Annotated in this window: 16 protein-coding genes; 13 read left to right on the top strand and 3 right to left on the bottom strand. The window is 46.4% G+C overall.

Annotated features, from left to right (window positions below):
• The first annotated feature begins 244 nt into the window (after positions 1-244).
• The 5 genes from DNHGIG_RS02350 to DNHGIG_RS02330 all read left to right on the top strand — a co-directional run bounded on the left by DNHGIG_RS02350 (position 245) and on the right by DNHGIG_RS02330 (position 4779).
• Positions 245-1396: an ABC transporter substrate-binding protein gene (locus DNHGIG_RS02350; protein ID WP_439647760.1), complete on the top strand. Its 1152-nt coding sequence runs from the start codon at positions 245-247 to the stop codon at positions 1394-1396.
• A gap of 80 nt (positions 1397-1476) precedes the next feature.
• On the top strand, positions 1477-2358 hold the full coding sequence (locus DNHGIG_RS02345; protein WP_282198148.1) for a branched-chain amino acid ABC transporter permease: 882 nt from the start codon (positions 1477-1479) through the stop codon (positions 2356-2358).
• A gap of 9 nt (positions 2359-2367) precedes the next feature.
• Positions 2368-3324 carry a branched-chain amino acid ABC transporter permease gene (locus tag DNHGIG_RS02340; RefSeq protein ID WP_282198147.1) on the top strand — a complete coding sequence of 319 codons (957 nt, stop codon included), beginning with the start codon at positions 2368-2370 and terminating at the stop codon, positions 3322-3324.
• The gene (locus DNHGIG_RS02335) at positions 3299-4075 is read left to right on the top strand and encodes an ABC transporter ATP-binding protein (protein ID WP_282198146.1); all 777 of its coding nucleotides are present in this window, start codon (positions 3299-3301) and stop codon (positions 4073-4075) included. The genes DNHGIG_RS02340 and DNHGIG_RS02335 overlap by 26 nt, the downstream gene beginning before the upstream one ends.
• 2 nt (positions 4076-4077) lie before the next feature.
• Entirely contained in the window at positions 4078-4779 is a 702-nt protein-coding gene (locus tag DNHGIG_RS02330; RefSeq protein ID WP_282198145.1) for an ABC transporter ATP-binding protein, read from the top strand.
• Positions 4780-4857: 78 nt separating this feature from the next.
• Here DNHGIG_RS02330 and DNHGIG_RS02325 read toward each other — a convergent pair whose 3' ends face one another.
• The gene (locus tag DNHGIG_RS02325) at positions 4858-5817 is read right to left on the bottom strand and encodes a cation diffusion facilitator family transporter (RefSeq protein ID WP_282198144.1); all 960 of its coding nucleotides are present in this window, start codon (positions 5815-5817) and stop codon (positions 4858-4860) included.
• Positions 5818-5982: 165 nt separating this feature from the next.
• Between DNHGIG_RS02325 and DNHGIG_RS02320 the strand changes: the two genes are divergently transcribed.
• From DNHGIG_RS02320 to icmF, 3 genes are all read left to right on the top strand, one after another.
• Positions 5983-6165 (top strand): YqgQ family protein, encoded by a 183-nt coding sequence (locus DNHGIG_RS02320; protein ID WP_282198143.1) that lies wholly within the window; start codon positions 5983-5985, stop codon positions 6163-6165.
• A 215-nt stretch (positions 6166-6380) separates the two neighbouring features.
• Positions 6381-7004, top strand: a complete 624-nt coding sequence (locus DNHGIG_RS02315; RefSeq protein WP_282198142.1) for a TetR/AcrR family transcriptional regulator — start codon at positions 6381-6383, stop codon at positions 7002-7004.
• A gap of 77 nt (positions 7005-7081) precedes the next feature.
• Positions 7082-10342 carry a fused isobutyryl-CoA mutase/GTPase IcmF gene (gene icmF / locus DNHGIG_RS02310; protein WP_282198141.1) on the top strand — a complete coding sequence of 1087 codons (3261 nt, stop codon included), beginning with the start codon at positions 7082-7084 and terminating at the stop codon, positions 10340-10342.
• Between the two features lie 138 nt (positions 10343-10480).
• On the opposite strand, the gene DNHGIG_RS02305 is transcribed toward icmF, so the two are convergent.
• Entirely contained in the window at positions 10481-11125 is a 645-nt protein-coding gene (locus DNHGIG_RS02305) for an FMN-dependent NADH-azoreductase (RefSeq protein ID WP_282198140.1), read from the bottom strand.
• 83 nt (positions 11126-11208) lie between these two features.
• Positions 11209-11910 carry a pirin family protein gene (locus DNHGIG_RS02300; RefSeq protein WP_282198139.1) on the bottom strand — a complete coding sequence of 234 codons (702 nt, stop codon included), beginning with the start codon at positions 11908-11910 and terminating at the stop codon, positions 11209-11211.
• Positions 11911-12165: 255 nt separating this feature from the next.
• Here DNHGIG_RS02300 and DNHGIG_RS02295 point away from each other — a divergent pair, with 255 nt between their 5' ends.
• From DNHGIG_RS02295 to DNHGIG_RS02270, 5 genes are all read left to right on the top strand, one after another.
• On the top strand, positions 12166-12477 hold the full coding sequence (locus tag DNHGIG_RS02295; RefSeq protein ID WP_282198138.1) for a winged helix-turn-helix transcriptional regulator: 312 nt from the start codon (positions 12166-12168) through the stop codon (positions 12475-12477).
• A gap of 262 nt (positions 12478-12739) precedes the next feature.
• Entirely contained in the window at positions 12740-13477 is a 738-nt protein-coding gene (nfsA, locus tag DNHGIG_RS02290; protein ID WP_282198137.1) for an oxygen-insensitive NADPH nitroreductase, read from the top strand.
• Positions 13478-14341: 864 nt separating this feature from the next.
• On the top strand, positions 14342-14752 hold the full coding sequence (locus tag DNHGIG_RS02280; protein ID WP_282198135.1) for a cytochrome c maturation protein CcmE: 411 nt from the start codon (positions 14342-14344) through the stop codon (positions 14750-14752).
• A 3-nt stretch (positions 14753-14755) separates the two neighbouring features.
• Positions 14756-16741 (top strand): heme lyase CcmF/NrfE family subunit, encoded by a 1986-nt coding sequence (locus DNHGIG_RS02275; protein ID WP_282198134.1) that lies wholly within the window; start codon positions 14756-14758, stop codon positions 16739-16741.
• Positions 16738-17226 (top strand): cytochrome c-type biogenesis protein, encoded by a 489-nt coding sequence (locus DNHGIG_RS02270; protein WP_282198133.1) that lies wholly within the window; start codon positions 16738-16740, stop codon positions 17224-17226. The genes DNHGIG_RS02275 and DNHGIG_RS02270 overlap by 4 nt, the downstream gene beginning before the upstream one ends.
• Positions 17227-17243: the final 17 nt, after the last annotated feature.

Raw genomic sequence — 17243 nt, 5'->3', positions numbered from 1 at the left:
GAAAAATAGAGGGTGAATAATTTAAATTCATGTTGTAAGATGAAATTAGCTATTATTCGGATAATTTAAGTAAATGCAATAAATGTTATTAAATTACAATTCTTCTTCCACCATTTGAAAGTTTTTTAATTTCTACATACAGGTGGTGGAGTTGAATATTTTTATTATGATTCACCCAATTTTCCAAAAAGATCGAAGGGGGTTCTATCAGTTGAAAAAGAAATTTCTAGCCGTAACAGCGATTATGGCACTTGCAATGGGGATGGTTGCAGGGTGTGGAAGCCAATCGACGAGTAGCCAGGGAAGCTCTGGAGACAATGGTTCCACGATTAAAATCGGTGCCGATCTGGAGCTGACGGGTGGTCAAGCCTCATACGGCACATCCGCGCTCAAAGGGATTCAATTAGCGGCGGAGGAGATCAACAACGCTGGCGGAATCAACGGAAAGAAAATCGAGATCGTTCAGGCGGATGACTCTTCCAAGCCGGAAGAATCCACGCGTGCCGCACAGAAGCTCATTTCGCAAGATAAAGTGGTGGCTATCATCGGTACATCGACATCCACCAATACGCTTGCAGCCGTCCAAGTGGTGCAAGACAAAAAAATCCCGATGATTACTCCAACCGCGACAAACGCGAAAGTGACGGTCAACAACGGAAAGGTCAACAGCTACGTGTTCCGCGCGTGCTTCATCGATCCGTTCCAAGGTTCTGTGATGGCAAACTTTGCAACTCAAAACCTGAAAGCAAAGACGGCCGTCGTTTATATTGATACATCGTCGGATTACTCAAAGGGATTGGCAAAATCTTTTGAAGATACATTTAAGAAAAACGGAGGGCAAATTCTCTCAGAAGAATCCTATCAACAAAACGACTCTGACTTTAAAGTCGTTCTCACACGCATCAAAGAGCGGAATCCCGATGTTATCTATGTGCCTGGTTACTATAACGAAGTAGGCAAAATTGTAAAGCAGGCGCGCGAAATGGGGATTAAAGCTCCCTTCATGGGTGGCGATGGTTGGGATGCACCGCAATTGGTCGATATCGCCGGCAAGGAGAATCTGAATAACACGTTCATTTCGAACCATTATGCGGCAGACGATCCGGATCCCGTCATCCAGAAATTTGTGTCTGCATTCAAGACGAAATACGGATCGGCTCCTGACGGATTTGCCGTTCTTGGTTACGATGCGATGAATATGTTGGCCGATGCGATCAAGCGCGCAGGTTCTGCAGATCCTTCGAAGATCCGCGATGCGTTGGAAGCAACCAAAGACTTTAAGGCAGTTACAGGAACGTTGACGCTCGACCAGAATCATGACCCGATCAAGGCTGCCACAATCCTTGAATTTAAAGACGGAAAGGAAGTTTTCAAAACGAAAGTGAATCCGCAATAAATCGAGAGGGGGCGTTTGCCCCCTTTTATTGAGTATAGGAGACCCGTTGCAAATTACAAAAGGAAGAGGTGCCAACCCGCATGGACTATATCATTCAGCAATTTATCAACGGTATCTCGGTAGGAAGCATCTACGCACTGATCGCTCTGGGTTACACCATGGTTTACGGAATTATCAAATTGATCAATTTTGCTCACGGCGATGTTTTTATGATCGGGGCGTTTGTAAGTTTCTATGCAGTCACATTGCTCCATTTGGGTTTTATTCCCTCTTTGTTAATTTCCATGGCTGCATGCGCTTTGGTGGGGGTCATCATCGAACGTACGGCTTATAAACCCCTTCGTAATGCATCGCGAATCGCAGTATTGATTACGGCCATTGGTGTATCGTTTTTGTTGGAAAACGGGGGAATATTCGCGGTCGGGGCGCAGCCGAAGGGATTTCCGGAGCTGATTCACAAGACCCAGTACACGATCTTCGGAAATGTAACGATCGACTCGATTCAGATCATGATTTTGGCGGTCACTGTCATTCTAATGATCCTCCTTCAGTATATCGTCCATTATACGAAGATCGGAAAAGCGATGCGGGCAGTGTCTTACGATATGGAAGCTGCACGTTTGATGGGGATCAACGTTGACTCCACGATCTCCGCAACGTTTGCGATCGGTTCGGCATTGGCGGCTGCAGCCGGTGTGATATTTGGAATGACTTACAATTCAATCGATCCTTTGATGGGAATCATCCCGGGGTTAAAAGCATTTGTCGCTGCCGTTTTGGGCGGGATTGGAATCATCCCCGGTGCTCTCGTGGGAGGTCTCGTCCTAGGCGTTCTGGAAACGGCGGTTTCTTCCGTTGGTTATTCGCTGTGGAGAGATGGGGTCGCCTTCGCGATTTTAATCCTGATCCTCATCTTCAAACCGTCGGGACTGTTCGGCAAGAACGTTCGTGAGAAAGTGTAGGTGACTGATATGAATAAAAGCAAGAGTTTCTGGATAGGAATCGTTCTTTCACTCGTCATTTATGGGGTCTTCCAATTTTTAATAGAAGGAGAAATCGTGAATGACTTTGTGACCGACACGCTCATCTTGATCGGTATCAACGTGATTCTTGCAGTATCCCTCAACTTGATCAACGGTATCACCGGCCAGTTTTCCATCGGACATGCCGGTTTCATGTCGGTCGGAGCGTATATTTCGGCGATCATCACGGTCAAGCAAGGGTTGCCGTTTCCTCTCGCTTTGGTTTGCGGCGGAATTGTGGCAGCGCTTGCGGGTCTCTTGATCGGTATTCCTTCTTTGCGTCTCAAAGGGGATTATTTGGCGATCGCTACACTCGGGTTCGGTGAGATCATTCGTATCGTCTGGTTAAATACCGATTACGTAGGGGGAGCTTCCGGGTTAAGCGGGATTTCCAAAGAAACGAATTGGACATGGATTTTTGTTTGTGTTGTGCTAACCGTGGTCGTCATTCAAAATTTTGTAAATTCCACACACGGGCGGGCGTGCATCTCCGTGCGAGAGAATGAGATCGCTGCGGAAGCAATGGGTATCAATACGACCAAGTACAAGGTCATGGCTTTTACGATCGGTGCGTTTTTTGCCGGGATCGCGGGCGCTCTTTCCGCACACAATTTTTATATCATTCAACCGACCAGTTTTAATTTTATCAAGTCTTTTGAGATCCTTGTGATCGTGGTGTTAGGTGGACTCGGTTCTACGACAGGTTCGATCCTTGCTGCGGTGCTTCTGACATTGCTCTTTACGTATCTGCAAGATTGGCCGGAAATTCGCATGATTATCTATTCGATTATTCTCATTCTTACGATGATTTTCCGTCCAAAAGGATTGATGGGAACCCGCGAATTTTCTTTCAAGTCGTTGAAGAAGAAAGGAGATCAACATGGCACAACCCACACTGCTTCTTGATGTTCAACATGTAAGTCGTACGTTCGGCGGATTAAAAGCGGTGTCGGATGTGACGATCCAGATCAATCATGGGGAATTAATCGGTCTCATCGGCCCGAACGGTGCGGGAAAGACAACGGTTTTTAATCTGCTCACAGGAGTATATGAACCGTCGGAAGGAAAGATATTTTTTAACAATCTGTCGATCGGCGGCCTTAAACCTTATCAAATTACTCAAAAAGGAATTGCCCGTACATTTCAGAACATACGACTGTTTTCAGATATGACGGTTCTCGACAATGTGAAGATCGCTTATCATCAACATGCGAAGCATTCTGCCCTCTCCTCTATTTTACGATTGCCTGCTCATTTTAGCGGGGAGAAAGAAATCGAGGATAAGGCGATCGACTTTTTGAAGATCTTTAAATTGGATACCAAGAAAGATGAAATCGCAAAGAACTTGCCTTACGGTGAACAGCGCCGTCTGGAAATTGCGCGCGCGCTCGCGGCAAGGCCGAAGCTTCTCTTGTTAGACGAACCGGCTGCGGGGATGAACCCGCAAGAAACGCATGAGCTCATGAACCTCATCAGATGGATCCGTGATGAGTTTGACCTCACGATCCTCTTGATCGAACATGATATGAGTTTGGTTATGGGGGTTTGCGAGCGGATCTACGTATTGGATCATGGCCAGATCATTGCCCACGGGACACCGGATGAAATCAGAAACAATCCAAAAGTCATCGAAGCGTATCTCGGCCAGGAGGTGTAAGAATGCTGGAAGTTCAAGATATCAACGTCTATTACGGTGCCATACATGCATTAAAAGGAGTAAGTCTGGAGGTGAAGGAAGGAGAAATCGTTTCCCTTATCGGCGCAAATGGTGCGGGGAAATCGACGATTCTCAAGACACTGTCCGGCTTACTGAAACCTCGTTCCGGCGCGATTCAGTTCATGGGCAAAGCGATCGCCGGGTTACCCGCGCAAGAGATTGTAAAAATGGGAATTTCACATTGTCCTGAAGGCAGGCGGGTTTTTGCTAACATGACGGTCGAGGAAAATCTCGAGTTGGGTGCCTATCTGAGAAAAGACAATGAGATCAAATCAGATCTTGAGAAAGTGTATCAACGTTTTCCAAGACTGCTGGAACGCAGAAAACAGTTGGCAGGTACTCTCTCCGGAGGCGAACAACAGATGCTTGCTATAGGACGCGCTCTCATGTCCCGTCCAAAGCTGTTATTGCTCGATGAACCTTCGATGGGATTGGCTCCGCTATTGGTGCAAGAGATTTTTCGCATCATACAGGAAATCAATAAAGGTGGTACTACCGTTCTCCTGGTCGAACAGAATGCGAACCAAGCACTTAAAATTGCCCATCGCGCCTATGTTCTTGAGACGGGCAAGATCGTCTTATCCGGTTCCGCCCAGGAACTTGCAGAATCGGATGACATCAGGAAAGCATACCTGGGGGCATGATTCGGATCGCAACGCACATGTTTGTAGCTGGCCATATTTCACTCAAACCCCCGCTGTATAAGTAACAGCGGGGGTTCTTTAATGTTCATGAGGATGAATATGATGTTCATTGTTTCTGCACAAAACGGAATCATCGTGCGGATGATCCGCATCCTCCATCTGGATCGTTACGTGACCAATCCCCAAATGGATCAATCGAAGCTCAATTTCCCGTAATATTGATTGGCTGTCTTTGATTGTAATGGCTCCATCCAAAACGACGTGACAGGATAATGCATTCTTTCCGCTTGTAATACTCCACACGTGCATATCGTGGACATCGAAAACCCCATGAATGGAGCGAATTTCATCGATTACATTTGAAATTTCCACATCGGCAGGCGTTCCTTCCATGAGGATGACCACTGTTTGCTTAACAATCCTCCAAGCCCCGAATGCAATGAGTAAAGCGATGACCACGCTTAGAATCGGATCGATCATGGTCCAACCGGTCAGAGCGATCATCAATCCTCCTAAGATCACCCCAGCTGAGGCTGCCGCATCCCCGAGGATATGCAAAACTGCACTTCTCACGTTGATATTTTCCTCATGACGTAATCCCAGTCCCAAAAAAACATTCACCAATAAGCCTACGCCAGCCCCGATGAACATCCATGTGCTTTCCACCGGTTGGGGGTGTTGAAAACGTTGCACAGCTTCCCACAAAATAAAGAGAGTGATGATGATCAATGAAATACCGTTAATCAATGCGGCCAAGATTCCAGCCCGGTGATACCCAAAAGTCATGTTCTGGTTTGCGGGTTTTTCCCCTTGATGTAATGCGTACCAAGAGAGGCCGATCGCTGCAATGTCGGTTAACACATGTCCGGCGTCAGACAATAAGGCGAGACTGTGGGATATAAATCCTCCAATCACTTCTGCGAGCAAGATGATAAGAGTCAGAAAAAAGGCGAGTTTCATCTTGCCAATCGGCGTGTGCGAATGAACAACATCGTGATGATGATGGTGGTGATGATTATGATTGTGATGATGATACATTTTTAATCTCCTTAACCGATAAGATGACGTGATGCATACCCATTGCGAAGATTCTATTCTATGAGTATGATCATCCCTATAATAATGGGAACATCTCTTTCTTGTTACAATTATAAATCGGTTGATCTCCAGAAGACCAGTCTCTCGTGAAAGGAGTCATGTTTGATGCGGGGGTCACTTTATGAAGTCAGACAGCTGTTAAAACGTTTTAACATTATGGTTTATACAGGAAACGATGCGGACGATGCAATCATTATGGAATTGGAGTTGAAGGACATATTTGAGATGGGACTCATCGAAGAAGAAGAATATAAGCGGGCTCTTCTCTTATTGCGGAGTATCAAATAAAACGGTCCGAAAGGGGCCATTTTCTTTTCCACTTGACGAACACAACAGTTCCCGTGTACGATATAAGCAATAAAATCTGACTTTTTTTATTGTTTCAATACCGATTGAGCGCTCGGTCGAAGGAGTACCATACCTCATTACCCATTGACGAGTGAAGAATACCTTATGGCGGGCGTCATGCTTTGCGTGAGACAGTGTAGGAAGGAGGGATGTGAGTGGGGGAAACTCGTAAGCCGATTCCGACGTTGGTCAAGGATCAGGGATTGGTTCGTCTCCGCAGGGGGCAGATCATTCGTGCAGCAGTCGATCTGTTTGTTGAAAAAGGGTTTCATAAGACGACGACGCGCGAGATTGCCCGGGCTACGGGTATCGGGATCGGTACATTGTATGAATATATTCAGTCGAAAGAAGATGTCCTGTATCTGGTCTGTGATTTTATTCATACTGATGTGGAGGAAAAATTGACAGCCCTATTGGCTGAACAACGTACAGGGCGTGACACGCTCGTACATGCGATTCGCTCCTTCTTCAAAATTATGGACGAAATGCAAGATTACGTCTTGTTGATCTATCAGGAGTCAAAAAGTTTGCCGGATGAGATGTTGCATTATGTGCTGGCGAAAGAAGAAGTCATTATGCGCCATTTTGAAAAGATCCTGGAACGGGGAGCGAAAGACGGCTCGCTCAACATCGAAGACGGATCGAGAAAATTGATGGCACATAATATCACGGTATTAGGTCAGATGTGGGCGTTTCGTCGCTGGTTTCTGAGGCGGTATTATACATTGGAACAATATACGGAACGACAGGTTTCTCTTTTGTTAAAAGAGATGTCGTGAGGTATGCAGATATTCGAACTACTGGTCGGTTTGTTCGGAGGGCTCGTAAGATTCATGCGAAAGGAGAAGGTAGTACCATGCAAACGGAAGTATACAGACCCCAGCATAAAATTCGCTTTGTGACCGCATCCAGTTTATTTGATGGTCACGATGCTTCGATTAACATCATGCGCCGCATTCTGCAATCATCGGGTGCGGAAGTGATACATCTCGGACATAACCGTTCCGTTGAGGAGATTGTGAATGCTGCCATCCAAGAAGATGTTCAGGGAATCGCCGTCAGCTCCTATCAGGGCGGACATGTGGAGTTTTTCAAATACATGATTGATCTCTTGCGGGAACGAGGCGCAGGACATATTCGCGTTTTCGGCGGCGGCGGGGGTGTGATTGTCCCTGAGGAGATCGAAGAGTTGGAATCGTATGGAGTCACAAAAATTTACTCCCCCGATGACGGCCGACGCCTCGGTCTTCAAGGGATCATCAATCATATGTTGCAACATACAGATTTCCCCACCGTTCGCTCATTGGGAGATGAGCTTGAAACGCTGAAAGAACAAAACGTACAGGCTGTCGCAAAATTAATCACGTTCGCGGAACAGTCGGTCAAAGAAAAAGACCGCAACCCTGCCTACCAAGAAGTACTCGCGACGGTGAGCGAGAGGGTGAAGTGCGTTCCTGTCGTTGGGATTACCGGAACCGGGGGTGCAGGTAAATCCTCATTGACAGACGAACTGGTACGCCGTTTCTTAAACGATTTTTCTGATAAAACGGTCGCCATCCTTTCTGTTGATCCATCGAAACAGAAGACGGGGGGCGCATTGCTAGGTGACCGCATTCGCATGAATGCAATCAATAATCCGCGCGTGTATATGCGATCGCTCGCTACCCGTGATGCGCGTACAGAACTCTCGGAGGCGATTGAAGACGCTGTGCAGATCGTGAAAGCGGCAGGGTATGATCTTGTGATCGTGGAAACTTCAGGGATTGGTCAGGGGGATGCGCGCATCGTCGACATCGCTGATATCTCGCTCTATGTGATGACCTCAGAGTTTGGCGCCCCTTCCCAGTTGGAGAAAATCGATATGCTCGATTATGCTGACCTGGTTGTGATCAATAAATTTGATCGCAAAGGGTCGGAAGATGCATTGCGTGATGTGCGCAAGCAGTATCAAAGGAACCATTCGCTTTTTGATAAGCGGCCGGAAGAGATGCCCGTGTACGGGACAATTGCGAGTCAATTTAACGATCCGGGAACCAATGTGTTGTATCGCGCTTTGATCGAAGCGATCAACGGCAAATGCGGCTTGGATTGGACATCCTCTTTGGAAATCGAAGAAACGGTCAGTAAGAAGAACTATATTATACCGCCGGAACGAACGTTGTATTTAACCGAAATCGTGAACACGGTTCGCGAATACAAGCGGTTCACAAAAGAACAGGTGAATTTTGCGCGAAAGTTGTATCAGCTGAAAGGGGCAAAAGAAACACTTGCCGCCACAACCAATGATCAGCAGATCTTACATGCGATCGATGAACAGATTCGCCATTTCGAAGAAAAACTTCATCCCGAGACGAAGCGCATCCTTGAGCAATGGCCTTCATTAAAAGAAAAATATAAACAAGACTACTTTGTAACAAAAGTGAGAGACAAAGAAATTCGCACGAAGTTGTACACGACAACACTCTCAGGCGCGAGGATTCCGAAAGTAGCGCTACCTTCGTTTGAAGATTGGGGAGAAATCGTGAAATGGTGTATGACGGAAAACGTTCCTGGAGAGTTCCCCTATACGGCTGGGGTTTTCCCGTTTAAGCGGGAAGAGGAGGATCCGAAACGGCAATTTGCCGGAGAAGGGACACCGGAACGAACGAACCGTCGTTTCCATTATCTCTCAAAAAATGATACGGCCAAACGTCTTTCTACAGCATTTGACTCGGTAACATTGTATGGGGAAGATCCGGATTATCGGCCCGATATCTTCGGTAAAATCGGGGAGTCAGGCGTATCTGTCTGCACGCTTGATGATATGAAGAAATTGTACGCAGGATTTGATCTCTGCCATCCGTCAACCTCCGTTTCCATGACGATCAACGGCCCAGCCCCGATTCTTCTCGCCATGTTTATGAACACGGCGATCGATCAGCAAGTGGAAAAATTCAAGGCTGAAAACGGACGTGAGCCGGATGAGGCGGAATATGAGAAGATCAAGGCATACACGCTGTCAATCGTCCGCGGTACCGTTCAGGCGGATATCCTGAAGGAAGACCAGGGACAAAACACGTGTATTTTCTCAACCGATTTCGCTCTGCGCATGATGGGGGATATTCAACAATACTTTATCGACCACAAGGTACGCAATTATTACTCGGTCTCGATCTCTGGGTATCATATCGCCGAAGCCGGGGCGAATCCGATCTCACAATTGGCGTTTACGCTTGCGAATGCGTTCACTTATGTGGAATATTATTTGTCACGCGGCATGCATATCGATGATTTTGCACCGAACCTGTCATTCTTCTTTTCCAACGGGATGGATCCGGAATATTCCGTCATGGGAAGGGTCGCTCGCCGGATCTGGTCGACAGTGATCCGAAACAAATATGGCGGTAATGAACGTAGCCAGAAGTTGAAGTATCATATTCAAACATCCGGTCGTTCGCTGCATGCGATGGAAATCGATTTTAATGACATCCGCACCACGCTTCAAGCATTGCTCGCGATTTATGATAACTGCAATTCCTTGCATACGAACGCGTACGATGAAGCGATCACAACCCCGACGGAGGAATCGGTTCGCCGTGCCATGGCGATTCAAATGATTATCACGAAGGAATTCGGTTTGGCGAAAAACGAGAATCCGTTGCAAGGATCGTTCATCATCGAAGAGTTAACCGATCTTGTGGAAGAAGCGGTGCTCGCCGAATTTCAGAGAATCTCCGACCGGGGCGGCGTTCTTGGCGCGATGGAGACTCAGTATCAGCGCGGGAAGATCCAAGAGGAATCGTTGTACTATGAGACGCTTAAACATTCGGGTGAACTTCCGATCATCGGCGTGAATACGTTCTTGAATCCAAAGACGCTGGCAGAGGATTATGTACCGCCGAAGGTTGAATTGGCACGTGCCACAAAAGAAGAGAAAGAGACGCAGATTCGCAATCTCCGCGCGTTCCAAGAGCGGAACCGCGAGAAGGCTCCGGCGATGCTCGAACGGTTGCAACGTGTGGCCCGGGAAGGAGGCAATATTTTTGCCGAGTTGATGGAAACGGTTAAATACTGTTCTTTGGGCCAGATCACAAAAGCGCTTTATCAAGTGGGCGGACAGTACCGTCGGAATATGTAATACATCTTTCTTCATCTCCCGCATGTCATGCCGGTGGTTGCCCCAACCGGCATGAGAGTCGGGATATAAAAACAGGGCGCGATCGGTATCGACGCCCTGTCTTCCTTTAAGAAACTGTTGTGATTTGATGACGATGGCTTAAGAACGCGCAAAGTATTTGGCGACTTCTTTCGCACGTTCAATCGCTCGATTCTTGATATTTTCAGCTTCTTGCGGCATTTGCGCCATCCCTTCAGCAATGACCGACTGTATGTCTGTGATTCCAAGAAATCCTAATACCGCGCGAATATAACGATCTCCAAATTCCACTTCCTTTGCAGGACCTTCCGAGTAAACACCACCACGCGCTTGAATGTGAACGGCTTTTTTATTTGTTAACAGCCCAACGGGTCCATTTTCAGTATATTTAAACGTTTTTCCGGCAATACAAATAGTATCAATGTACGCTTTCATCTTGGGAGGAACACTAAAGTTCCACATAGGAGTAACGAATACATATTTATCCGCAGCCACAAACTGATCGGTCAATTGATTGATGGCACTTACTTTTGCTTTTTCATTTGCAGAAAGCTCGTCAAACGCTTTTCCTTGTTGAAGTTTACCCCAACCGCTGAACACATCCGTATCAATAAACGGGATCTCGATTTTGTATAGATCCAATTCAATAATTTCATCATTCGGATTCTCTTGGCGATAAGCATCCAAAAAGGCTCTGCCCACAGTCAGACTATAGGATTGTTCCTCGGGTTTGGGATTTGCTGTAATGTATAATACCTTTGCCATTTTTTATTCTTCCTTTCTGGTTTTTTCTTTCTAAGAAAGCTATGTGCTATTATGCATCATTTCAAAGGTGCAGATTCCCGGATTTAGGGCAGATCAATCAGCATGAAAAAGGATCCTGTGTCGGTTTGCACGTCCAGGTTTGTGATGTCTGTAATACGTGCCGAATCGCGTCTTTTCAATCTGTGTTCCTGATTCAGGACAAGCTCACCTTCAATGACGAAAAGAAAAATTTTGCGATTCTTTTCTTGTGAGAATGTGATCGATTTCCCGTCTTCAAGTTCGGAAAGATAGATCGTCATATCTTGATGAATGTGAGCAACTTTTTGATCTGAACGATTTGAAACAATCGGTAACCAATTATTTTTTAAAAGCGTCTGATCATAGGCAATCTGTTCATAAGAAGGAGGTAATCTTCTCACATTGGGTTCAAACCACATTTGCAGCAAGTGCAATTCTTCCGTATCTGACGGATTCGTTTCCGAGTGAATGATACCTGTTCCCGCAGTCATGCGTTGAACTTCACCAGGCTTTAAAATACCGGTATTCCCTTCACTGTCACTATGTTTTAATTGTCCTTTCAAAACAACGGTTACAATCTCCATTTCCCGATGAGGGTGGGCACCAAAACCTGTTTGCGGTTGGATAATATCATCGTTAAGTACACGCATAGGTCCAAAATTCATATTGTTAGGATCATAGTACTCCGCAAACGAAAAACTAAATTTGCTTTGTAACCAGCCGTGATCGGTTGAGAAACGCGATTCTGCGGGAAAAACGTGAATCATCTCATCCCTCCTTGTTCATTATGTTCTTAAACGGCTTCCATGATTCTATCGGAAGCCTGAATGATCATGGGTCTGTTCATCAAAGTCGGTAAGAATACGAAAGGATGATCCAAATCCCATGTTCACAAGAAACATACTTCTTTTGAGTTATTTTGTTATTTATTTTGTGAAACTAATTTTATGTAAGTATAATACGACGAACGGCTTACTTTTGTCAAGTGGCTATGATACAATCATTATAGGAGATGATCGATCATGCATAACTCACATTTGTGTCCAAAGTTTGAGGCAGCTTTTCAACTTCTTGGCAAGCGATGGACAGGATTAATTATTCGTGTATTACTAATTGGCCCCAAACGTTTCAAAGAGATCAAAGATATGATTCCTGAGATGAGCGATCGCATGCTAACGGAACGTCTCAAGGAATTGGAAGCCGCAGGGCTTCTCACCCGACATGTTTACCCTGAAACGCCCGTTCGTATCGAATATGAACTTACAGATAAGGGACGTGCTTTAGAGTCAATGATGAATGAAATGCAAAAATGGGCTGAACAATGGATGAAGTAATCGAACGAGAGCGAGATCGTCTTTGCTGAGTGGAGACACCCCAACTTTTCTTTGACTGCCGCAGCATAACTCTTCCGCCTTCGACAAACTGCATGCCTCGGGCATCGGTTAAACCGTTCATGGGAGAGAGACGAAGGAATGTGACAATTTTTGGGGTGTCTCTCTCATACGATTGCCCAAAGAGACATCTTGATGGTGTAAAATGTTTGGGGAGAACTTTTTTCAGTCCATCGTGAGAAAATAGAAAAAGGAGAATCTTCTGATGAATGAAGTCATTCGCTTATTGCAAAATCATCGTTCGATTCGGAAATTCACGGAGCAAAAATTGAGTGAAGAACAGATTGAGGCGATCATCAAATCGGCGCAAATGGCATCGACGTCTAGCAATGTACAGGCCTATTCGATCATCGGTGTAACAGACCCGCAGATGAAAAAAGAATTGGCCCATTTGGCCGGTGATCAAAAATACGTGGAGGAATGTCCGATATTTTTCGTATTCTGTGCGGATTTGCACCGAATCCAAACGGCCTGCCGCATGCGTGAACAAGAAATGATGTATCAACTCATGGAGCCGTTTATCGTGTCGACAGTCGATGCGGCGCTCGCCGCACAGAACGCGATTGTGGCAGCCGAATCAATGGGATTAGGCGGTGTGTATATCGGCGGGATTCGCAATCATCCGGGAGCCGTCTCGGAACTGTTGCAATTGCCTCCGCTCGTATACCCTGTATTTGGAATGTGCATCGGATATCCGGCACAAGATCCGTTGGTACGCCCACGGATGCGTATGGAAGCGATTTATCACGAAAATACATACGATCCCGGAAAGTACGAAAAAGAAATTGAACATTACGATGAAGTGATGAAGGAGTACTATATAAAACGTTCGAACGGGAAGATGCAAACCACTTGGTCAGAGCAGATGGCGGAACGTTTTAGCAAACCGGTTCGCGCGCATATGAGAAAATTTTTGGAAGAGCGCGGATTCCGGTTCGATTGATCTATTTCAATGTCAAAGGGCAAGGGGTACCCAATCCGACTGCGCCCGGTTGACTCATCTTTTCCATATAGGCAATCCCTCTGGCACAGCGTGATTGACAACGCACACATGTATCTGACGTAACGAGCTTCATCTGGGGTTGGTGGTGTTCACTACCGCCCTTTTTTATGTTTTTTGAACCGCTTGGCTTCCCCTTAACAGAATTAGCTTTCTTTTGCGCAGACATGTTTTTTCCCTTCTTTCTACATGGATCAGTTATGTATATGAATCAAGGGTCTGAAAAGTGAAACGGATCTCTATCATGCGGTTTCAAGTAGCCGCACATGCAGTGAGTGGCGCCATCAGAGGATGAAAAGTTTCTTGTGCAGAAAGAGAGATTGAAGCTGCCATAATCAACAGAGTGACTTTTGGGTGGATCGTTTCGCTTTGCAGCGCAGAGGTGAGTTGAAGGTCGTTCCGCAACCATTGGTTGTATATGGGGCATATGCTTTGCGCGTAATAGCGACCTTGGAGGTCGTCTCGTTTCCTTTGAAACGTTAAAGGGGGCATATGCTTGGCGTGAAACAGCGACTTTGGAGGTCGTCTCGCAACAACTAAACATATTCCGAGCGAGACGACCTCCACGGAGCATGAGCGCAAAGCATATAAAGCATATACCCCAAAGACGACCTTCTCCGAACCCAAGCGCAAAGCGATACATCCACCCAAGCACTCATTTTCAAAGTAACCGTAGATGAAGGCATGTGGCGACAACTCCACAAATTTTGGTTCAGAAAGTTCTTAATTCTACATAGAAATATCATAGATATATCAAGACACGTGAGAACCCTTGATAAAGGCAAGCATGCAAAGGCGGTGTTGCTATTGAGAGCAAGGACGAAGCTGATCGTCGCGTTCGTTCTCGTCATCGGTGTGATCGTGTCATTAGTCGTCACGGGAATCACGCAAGCGGCTACCTATTACATGACGGTTGGTGAACTGAAAGCAAAAGGGGAGCAAGCTGCCAAAACCCGTGTCAAACTCAGCGGAAATCTTGTGGGTGACAGTGTGAAGTGGGATCCAGACCATACACTCTTGCAATTTTCAATCACGGATGAGAAAGATCCTAAGAAGAAGATCCCTGTCGTTTACAAAGGAACCAAGCCGGATGATTTCTCCAACGGTTGGCCCGTCATTGTTGAAGGCAAGTTGCAAACGGACGGAACATTTATGGCTGACAGCTTGTTGGTAAAATGTCCGTCCAAGTATGAAGCAGAGAAGAAAAATGGGGGATGATTCGTGGGAGAATTGGGACGTTGGACGCTGCTGCTGAGTCTTCCGATAGGTGTCTATCTGATCGTTGCGAATGTGATCGGAATCCGACTGAAGCATGAGAAGTGGTTGGAAAGCGGGCGTCGGGCCGCTCTCGCACTCGCGTTTCTCACGACACTCTCGTCGTTATCATTGATATATCTTCTCGTAACAGGTGATTTTCGATATGAATATGTAGCGGACTATACGAGTAAAGATTTGGAATGGATCTATAAGATCGCTGCATTTTGGGGAGGAAATGCTGGCTCATTGCTGTTATGGCTGTGGTTGCTTTCCCTGTATGCCGCATTGATCTCTTATACGAAAAGCAGAGAAAGCCAAGAAATGCGTCCCTATGTGATATCCGTCATCGCTTTTGTAGCCTTGTTCTTCAGTTTGATCCTGAACGTTCTGGCGCAACCTTTCGCGTTGAATTCCGCACCTGTAACGGACGGAAACGGCTTGAATCCGCTTCTGCAAAATCCCGGAATGACGGTTCATCCAGTCAATCTGTATCTTGGCTATATCGGTTTCACCGTGCCTTTCGCTTACGGTATGGCTGCACTGTTCATGAAAAAAGCGGATGCTCTCTGGTTGAAATTGACGAGACGATGGACGCTCGTTTCCTGGCTTTTTCTCAGCATGGGTATTATTTACGGGGCGCAATGGTCTTACGTGGAACTCGGATGGGGGGGTTACTGGGCGTGGGATCCGGTTGAAAACGCCGCATTCATGCCCTGGTTGACAGCCACGGCGTTTCTTCATTCTTCCATCGTACAGGAAAGAAAAGGCATGCTGAAGGGATGGAATATCCTCCTGATTATCTTCACGTTCATTTTGACACTATTCGGCACATTTCTGACGAGAAGCGGTCTTCTGTGGTCAGTTCACGCGTTTGCCAATGGGGCGATGGGATCTTTTTTCCTGGGGTTTGTCGGAATCGTGTTCGCTGGGTCGCTCATCATACTCGTCATCCGCTGGCCTTTATTTCAAGCGGATGCACAATTTGAAACTGTCGTCTCAAAAGAGAGCAGTTTCCTTCTGAATAACCTCCTTCTTGTCGGGGCTGCTTTTACGGTCTTCTGGGGTACGATCTTTCCGCTGGTTTCGGAAGCGGTCACAGGTACGAAGATTATGGTGGGAGCTCCTTATTTCAATCGGGTGAACGTTCCGATTCTCATTGCTGTCATTGTCTTGATGGGGATCGGGCCTTTGATCGCTTGGCGGCGTTCATCCCTTCGTCAGGTTGGAAGAACTGTATTATACCCGCTCTTATTCCTCTTACCTGTTGCCTTCTTCTTATGGGGGGCGGGAGTGCGCGATCTGATGGCGCTGATCACCGTGTGCGGGGCTTTCTTCGTTTTCTCCACCGTCTGGTTGGAATTTTTCCATGGTGTTCGCGCACGCAGGATTATGACGGGTGAGAATACACTCGTGGCTTTTTTGAAGTTAGTCGGCCGTGGGAGGCATCGCTACGGCGGTTATATCGTTCATCTTGCCGTAGTCATGATCGCGATTGGGCTCACTTTTTCCGGTACGTATAAAGTTCAAGTGGACAGACTCCTGAAACCGGGTGAAGAAATGAATATCGGTGCATATACATTGCAATATCAAGGGATGGGACAAGAAAGAGGTGTCGGCAAAACTTCTTTGTATGCGAATGTAATCGTCAGCAAAAACGGGAAGAAAGTTGCTTTATTGAGACCTGCCGAGCTTTATTATGACAATGGATCACAAACGAGCGCGGAAGTGGCCATTCTCAGTTCTTTTACGGATGACCTCTATCTCGTTTTTGCCGGAAGGGACGAGCAGAAACAGGCCGCGTTGATTCAGGCGCATGTGAATCCTCTCGTCAATTGGATTTGGTATGGCGGATATGTCCTCATGGTTGGAACATTCATCAGCTTATGGCCGGAAGCGCGAATGCAAAGTTTGAGAAGAGAAGAGACCACGAAGGATGTGGTTCCCGCATGAAGCGCTTATTCATCATCGGTTTTGTCGCCTTGAATATCCTTTGTACAACTCATTCCGCAATGGCTGAAACAAGAACATTCGTCACGCGAGAACAAGTGAATGAGGTGGCCAAAGAGATGTATCCGCCAGGGACTACCGATAACATGACGGCAGACTATGCTCCTACGGAGCAGGGGGAGAACATGCGGCAGGAAATCGCGAGGATGCTCCAGGAAGGAAAAAGCAAAGAGGAGATCATCCGGTTCTATGTAGAGCGTTACGGGGATCGAGTACTTGCTTCCCCACAAAAGAAAGGCTTTATGTTAAGCGCCTGGGTACTCCCAATTGTTGTAATTCTGTTGGCGTTCCTTGCACTTTTTTCTGTCTTAAGAAAATGGGTGAGGAATGCGCAGACAAGAGTGTCGGATATCTATTTACAACCGCAGGAACTTACGTTTGATGATCAACGGATCATAGAAGATGAATTCCAACGATTCATTCGTTAATGAGGGGAGAGGGGTCC

This window comes from Collibacillus ludicampi (assembly GCF_023705585.1).
Classification (GTDB): domain Bacteria; phylum Bacillota; class Bacilli; order Tumebacillales; family BOQE01; genus Collibacillus; species Collibacillus ludicampi.
This window is presented reverse-complemented; position numbering and strand designations above follow the sequence as displayed.